Source organism: Methanoculleus sp. UBA413 (genome assembly GCF_002502935.1).
In the GTDB taxonomy this organism is placed as follows: domain Archaea; phylum Halobacteriota; class Methanomicrobia; order Methanomicrobiales; family Methanoculleaceae; genus Methanoculleus; species Methanoculleus bourgensis.
This window is the reverse complement of sequence record NZ_DAQR01000050.1, coordinates 1-6884: the sequence shown is the minus strand read 5'-3', so window position 1 is coordinate 6884 and position 6884 is coordinate 1. Positions and strand designations below refer to the sequence as shown.

Below are 6884 nucleotides of genomic sequence, written 5' to 3'. Positions count from 1 at the left end.
GATACCAGGAAGTACCTTGACGACGAATTTGCAGAGATCAAGAAGGAGCTTGCCGCCATCAAGGGTGCCCTCGCGAGAGCTGGCATCCAGGTGTGACCGCTCCCCCTTCTCTCGCCGGGGGCATTCCCCGGAGAACTGCCGACGTGGAATAGTGCTCTTTTTCAGGGGAATGCGAGGGATTTGAACACTGCTTACCTATCCCTGCCGCCTGCAGAGGGAATACTGTGCCATTCTGGTCTCTGCCCCCCCTCTAGCGGTAGATACTGCTCCGGTTTTCTGCCTCCAGCACGAGGATAAGGAGGTGCTCATCCTCGAATGGCGAATACGGTTCGGTACTCGCCCACCCGGAGCCGGTAGAACGGATCCTCCCCGATCCCCCGCCCCGCCCGGACAACAGCGGACCCGACCGACACCCGCCCGCAGACCCCGCCGGAACAGCCGTCCTTAAGTAGTACAAAACCTCAATTTCAACCAGGATGGGATTACTCACATGAAACTGACAGTGAAACTGCTCGACATCGCGAACCGGGGGGTCCTCCTCCACAGCACCGACGCGCAAAACATCCGGGTCCGCGACGGCGACCGTGTCCAGATCGCCGACGAGACGGCCGGAATAAGCGTCCAGGCCCACGTCGATACCACCAGTTCACTCATCGAGCCCGGTGTCATCGGCGTTTACCGGCCGCTGAACGCCACGCTCGCCGCAAGCGAAGGAACACCCGTCGAGGTGCGGAGCGCCGAGCGGCCGCCATCGCTCTCGTACATCAAGAAGAAGATGGACGGCGGCCGGTTTACCAAGGACGAGACCCTGGAGATCGTCAAGGATATCGTCAACGACACCCTCTCGCCCGGCGAGATCACCGCCTACGTCACCGCATCCTACATCAACGGCCTCGACATGGACGAGGTGGAGTACCTGACGAGAGCCATGGTCGAGACCGGGGAGCGCCTCCAGTTCACCCGACACCCGGTCGTCGACAAGCACTCCATCGGGGGCGTGCCCGGGAACAAGATCACCCTCCTGATCGTGCCGATCATCGCCGCGAGCGGTCTGCGGATCCCAAAGACCAGCTCCCGCGCCATCACCGGCGCCGGCGGGACCGCGGACCTCATGGAGGTTCTTGCGCCCGTCTCGTTCCCGGCGGCCGAGGTCCAGAAGATGACCGAGAAGGTCGGCGGCGCCATTGTCTGGGGCGGGGCCACGAACATCGCCCCTGCCGACGACAAGATCATCACCTACGAGTACCCGTTCCGGATCGACGCCCGGGGGCAGATGATCGCAAGCGTCATGGCCAAGAAGTTCGCCGTCGGCGCCGATATCGTGGTCATCGATATACCGGTTGGCCGGAACACGAAGATAGCGACGCCCCAGGAGGGCCGCAAACTCGCCCGCGAGTTCATCGAACTCGGTGAGAGGCTCGGGATGCGGGTCGAGTGCGCGTTAAGCTACGGGGAGTCGCTCGTCGGTCACACCATCGGCCCGAACCTCGAGGTGCACGAGGCGCTCGCCGTCCTCGAGGGGGCGACCGAGCCGAACTCCCTGATCCAGAAGAGCCTCTCAATTGCCGGGATTGCGCTTGAGATGGCAGGGAAGGCTGCATACGGTCAGGGGTTCGACATGGCAGCAGACCTCCTCCGGAGCGGGAAGGCGCTTGAGAAGATGCGGCAGATCATCGAGGTCCAGGGCGGCGACCCGACGGTAAAGGCCGAGGATATCGTTCCGGGTGAGTACCGGTTCGATGTCCGGGCGCCGCAGGACGGCTACGTCATCGAACTCAACAACAGCGCGCTTGTGACCCTCGCGCGGCTTGCGGGCTCCCCCTACGACCACGGCGCGGGGCTTGACATCCACGCAAAGAAGGGGACCCGGGTCAGGAAGGGTGACCCCATCTTTACCATCTACGCCGACCGGGAGTGGCGGCTTGAGCGCGCGATAGAGGTCGGCAGGGTGCTGATGCCGGTGGTCGTGGAGGGGATGGTCCTTGAGCGTATCCCACCTGAGCGCTGGGTGTAAACCGATGCACTCAAATTTTAGGCCGCAGTATACTCCAGCATGATCAAAAAACGTCGTCTCATCATAGGGCTCCTCATAGCATGCGTCCTTATATGCGGGACGGTGCAGGCGGTCACCCTGCGGGTCAGCGTGGCTGACGAGAAGAACGGCGACTCCCTTGCCGACGCATCCATATATGTCGATGGCGAGTACGTGGGCACGACCGCGTCGGACGGCACCTACTCCTATGTCCACTCGGGGAAGAAAGATCTGCGCCTGAAGGTGGTGCGGAAGGGTTACCGGGACTGGACAGACTGGGTTGACGCCGACAGAACCAGGATCCAGGTCGATATGTTCCGCAAAGACGAGACCCTCACGGTTGAGGTCTATGATGCGGCGACTCTGAAACCGGTCGTCGGGGCGCTGGTGCGCGTCGAGGGCGACGGTATCTCCCGCTCGGAGACTACCAGGAGCGACGGGGGCACGGACTTCTCGGTGCGGTCGGGTGCGCTCTACAATGTCGATATCCGCGCATCGAACTACTATGATGTCTCAAAGACCGTGCAGATGGAGACCAGCGGCAAGGTCGTCCAGTACTGGCTCTTCAGGAACGATCTCCTGGCGGTCCAAGTCCGTGACTCTGAGACCTCAGCCCCGATTGAGGGTGCGGAGGTCTTCGTCGACAGTGCGCGCGTAGGCGCGACCGATGCCGACGGCAACCTCCCGGTCCACCTGCAGCGTGAGAGGCGGTACTCCCTTAAGGTCACGGCGTCCGATTACCAGCCCTACCAGGAGGAGCGCTACATCGAGGTAGACAATGTCCTCTTCCTTGTGCACCTCTCGAAGTCGGCATACCCGGTCTCGCTGACGGCGTTTAGCGAGACGATGAAGCCGATAGCGGGGGCGGAGGTCTACCTCAACGGGACGTTCCAGGGCAAGACCAACCAGTACGGCCGGTTCATGCTCTCCGATGTCAACGCCGGCACCTACGAGATTACGGTGAAGGCGCCCGGCTACGGGGAATGGATGGAGGTCCGCCAGGTCTCCGGGAAGGGGGAGGATATCGTCGCTGAGCTCGACTACGACCAGGCGAGCGTGACCATCCGTGCGGAGGACACCGACCGGAAGGCGGTTGCCGACGCAGCCATCCAGGTCGACGGCCGGGTTGTTGGGGTGACTGACGGCCTTGGCTACCTCAGGACAGCGCTCACCACGAATAAGGTGTATGCCGTCACCGCCACCCGCGACGGCTTCGAGCCGATATCGATCGATGTAGAGATCCCGCTTGGGACAACCGAGTTTACGGTCCCGCTCATGATGGAGCGGACCTTCAACATCGGGATGCTCGTGGTCGGTGTCGGGGTTGTTGCCGCGGTCCTCCTCGGTGCCGTTCTTGTGGTGCGGCGCAGGCGGGCTGGGGCGGGCCGGGGCAGGCCGCCGCGCGGCCGGGGCCGGTTGTAGGCTCTATCGTATACTTTTTTCCCAGGTTCCCCCCCGGGAGCACGACTTCCCCGGGAGTCCGCCGGCAGACTATACTCCTGGTGGAAAGGATATTTTTGAATGGGGGTGTGAATAATATCTTTTGTTCCTCACAATGACGCCCTGCCGAACATTTATTCAATCCCGTGGGATATCGTTTCCCGATTTGGAAAAGGGGCCTTTTGACTTGCAGATATCATTAACAATCTTTATATGTTATGGTGTAGCAAGAGCACATACGGTGGAGTATGAACGTATGGACGTATGCGTGCCTGGTCGTGGGGCTGCTCCTGGTTGTGGCGCCGGTTGGGGCGCTGGTGCCTGACACTATCGCGATCAGCACTGATCCTGAGTGGGTGACGGCGGGGAGTGGGGAGTCCGCGACCGTCACGGTGCAGGTCAGTAACAGTACCTCTGGCAACACCTCGTTTGAGGGTGTCGCTATCGATTTTGAGGTGGATGGTGAGTATGGGAGCATCTCGCCTGCGCGCGTGGGGATTGATAGTGCCGGAAGGGCGGCGGCGGTCTTCAAGCCCGGGACGCGGAGCGGGACCGCGACGATCACGGCGACGGTGTCATGTGAGGGGCTGGATGAGCCCCTGACGGGGAACGTCGACCTGTATATCGACCACGCGGCGCCGTATGCGATCGCCGGCCTCTGGTACGAGTCTGAGGTGACCGCCGGGGGGACGACGGATATTACTGTCCTGATGGTGGACCGGTATGGGAACTTGGTGGATAGCAAGCGGGAGGCCGAAACGGTGAAATTCACGGTGGGCTCGCCCGCGGGGGGTGCGGTGTTTGTCGGTGGTACGGATGAGATCACGGTACCGATGGACGATACCGGGAACGCCACTGTGACACTCGAAGTTGATACGGTGGCTGGGGAGAATATTGTTCTCGTAACATTCCCCGGAAAGATCGGATCGCGTTATCTGACTGTCACCGGACTTGCGAACGGAGAACCGTCGGAGATCTATCAATCCGTTTCTCCAAAGGTGGGGGATCTAGATCCAGAATACCGCCCTGAATTGCCGTTGGATGGACAGTTCACCATCACCTATGCTCTCTATGACGAGTATGGCAATCCTGCTGGTGGCCGCCAGATAAGAGTAAACGTCCAGTCAGTCTCCGGTTCCCTGACATCGGGTGAGTGGCTCCTCAAAACAAACAGCCAGGGCAAGGCACAGATCACGTACGGCCCGTCTGTCCGGGCCGGTGTTGCCGAGATAGTCGCGACCGCCGTCGACAACAACAATGTTTCATGTAGCCAGAAGGTGGGTTTCTACAGCACCACCCCGACCAACATGCTCCTCACCGCCGTCCCCCAGACCATCGCGAGCGGGGATGTAAAAGATGACCTCATCTCTTATATCAAGGCGAAGGTAATGGACTCGAAGGGCAACCCCGTTCGAAACGAAAGTGTTTCGTTCAGGATTGTCAGTATCGACAACGGGACAACTCCGATGACCGATGGACCTAAGATCTCGAACGAAACCCACACCTATGGGGATATCGGGACCTCCCTTGTTGCTATGACTGATGAGGACGGATTTGCTACCATTGATTTCCATCCCGGAAAATTCACCCGGGATACGTCCGACCTTGGGTATAGCAACATGGCTTCAGGAAATGCAACGATCCAGGCCGCCTGGAATGGCGAGGAGGAGGAGACCGTAGTGTCCTTCAGGAACTACCCCTACCTCAGTGTCAGGACCTCTGTCGAGCCCCAGTCGGTAGCTGTGAACGGTAGCGTAAATGTCACAGTTCAGTTGATCGGCGACGGCTGGGCCCTCCAGTCGAGGCCAATTGATGTGGTGCTCTGCACCGACCGGTCGGGGAGTATGTTGAAGAATACATCATACGGGGGCGGCGGTGGCTGGCTCTATGATGCGGATAAGTATCCCGGTTGGGTCAACCAGGAATCTATCGATGACCGGATGGTCCACGCAATGCGGGCAGCGAAAGTATTTGTATCCCAGATGCAGCCTTCGAAGGACAGGGTAGGGCTGGTCTCTTTCGGGCAGTCGGGGCAGACGGATCTTGACAATTATGGCTATAAATTTTGGGCTGGAAGTGACTATTTCTCGAATTCCCGGGGAAAATGGAAATATGATGACAGCGACGACGATGCCTACATTTCCGAGCACTACAAAAACCCGCAAGACTATTCTGGTCCTGCCACCCGCGATCTCGAGTTGACACGAACATATACGGATGTCAATGCGCCGATCGACAACTGGCTCCCCTGCGGTGGAACCCCGATGCGCGAGGGGCTGTACCGGTCTGTGCGGATGATCATGGAGAACCCGAGAACGGATAATCCAGTGAAGGCGATTGTCCTCCTGACCGACGGGGAGTGGAACACGGGTGGAAATCCGGAGGGAGGTGATGGCGCCAAATCATTCCCTGGAATCAGGACCGGCAGTGTCATCGATTATGCAAAAGGCGCGGACATCAAGATCTTCACGATCGCCCTCGGCGACGAACCGAGCCATGACGAGCTCCTGAGTTATGCCAACCAGACCGGCGGCAGGTTCTACAGTGCTACCGCAAGCGACGACCTGACGCAGGTATATGAGGATATTGCCCAGAAACTCCAGGAGGCGGCGGGCGTCAATACCACGATGGAGTTGGCGTTCGATAAGGTCATGATCAATTCCACGCCCACTGAGGACGTCTTTAAGTATGAACCTCTGGATCCGGTCTCGACCAGCGAGGTCAAGTACTGGACAAACAACGGTTCGGTCTTCTGGGGGCCGAAGTGGGTGAACCAGGCGGAGAACGGGGATTGGGATGGTCAAAACCTCACCTTCGATGTCGGAGATATCTATCTCAATCAGACCTGGGAGACGACGTTCCGCCTGAAGGTCTTAAAAGAGGGGAATATCGACATCTTCGGCAACGAATCTGTTATCCACTTCAACGGCACCCAGGGCAAGACGAAATTAGGTCTTCCCCACACATTTATCACTGCCAGTCTGGTACTCGATGAGACTGACGCCACCACGTCGAATATCTGGTTATATTCTCTCACTGTTTCCACGGAGGATCCCGGCATCCTTGTCCCTTCCTGGAACCTCAACTATACAGGGAACAAATCTGTGACACAGAAGGTCTTGTACCAGTTCAGCCCTGATAACATCTGGTGGGACGGCACCTGGCATGCGGCCGATACGAAACACCATCCTTCGGATACCGATATTAACGGCATGTATTCGTCCCGCCTTGAACTCAAGAAGGAGGGAGGGTGGTACAAGATACGAGTCACTGCGCGGGAGGATACACCTGATGGCGCAAGTGCCGAGATAACGCGTACAGATCCCATCCAGGTAGAGACGAGAAATGTGGCATATATCAAGATTGGATAAAATACCTCTTCGCCAAAATAACCTCTTTTTCGAGTGAGATG

The 6884-nt window shown here is 58.8% G+C and carries 3 protein-coding genes; all 3 read left to right on the top strand.

Annotated elements, in window-relative coordinates; genetic code table 11:
- Window positions 1-490 precede the first annotated feature (490 nt).
- The 3 genes from BP858_RS03835 (at window position 491) to BP858_RS03825 (ending at window position 6843) form a co-directional block, all read left to right on the top strand.
- Complete coding sequence (locus tag BP858_RS03835) at window positions 491-2014, top strand: AMP phosphorylase (protein WP_074175757.1); 1524 nt, start codon at window positions 491-493, stop codon at window positions 2012-2014.
- 39 nt (window positions 2015-2053) lie between these two features.
- Window positions 2054-3454, top strand: a complete 1401-nt coding sequence (locus BP858_RS03830) for a carboxypeptidase regulatory-like domain-containing protein (protein WP_286878890.1) — start codon at window positions 2054-2056, stop codon at window positions 3452-3454.
- Between the two features lie 266 nt (window positions 3455-3720).
- On the top strand, window positions 3721-6843 hold the full coding sequence (locus tag BP858_RS03825; RefSeq protein WP_214166125.1) for a VWA domain-containing protein: 3123 nt from the start codon (window positions 3721-3723) through the stop codon (window positions 6841-6843).
- Window positions 6844-6884: the final 41 nt, after the last annotated feature.

Excerpts from the sequence above, each read along its gene's own strand:
- BP858_RS03825 (WP_214166125.1), top strand. The coding sequence starts at position 3,721 with ATGAACGTATGGACGTATGCGTGCCTGGTCGTGGGGCTGCTCCTGGTT.
- BP858_RS03830 (WP_286878890.1), top strand. The coding sequence starts at position 2,054 with ATGATCAAAAAACGTCGTCTCATCATAGGGCTCCTCATAGCATGCGTC.
- BP858_RS03835 (WP_074175757.1), top strand. The coding sequence starts at position 491 with ATGAAACTGACAGTGAAACTGCTCGACATCGCGAACCGGGGGGTCCTC.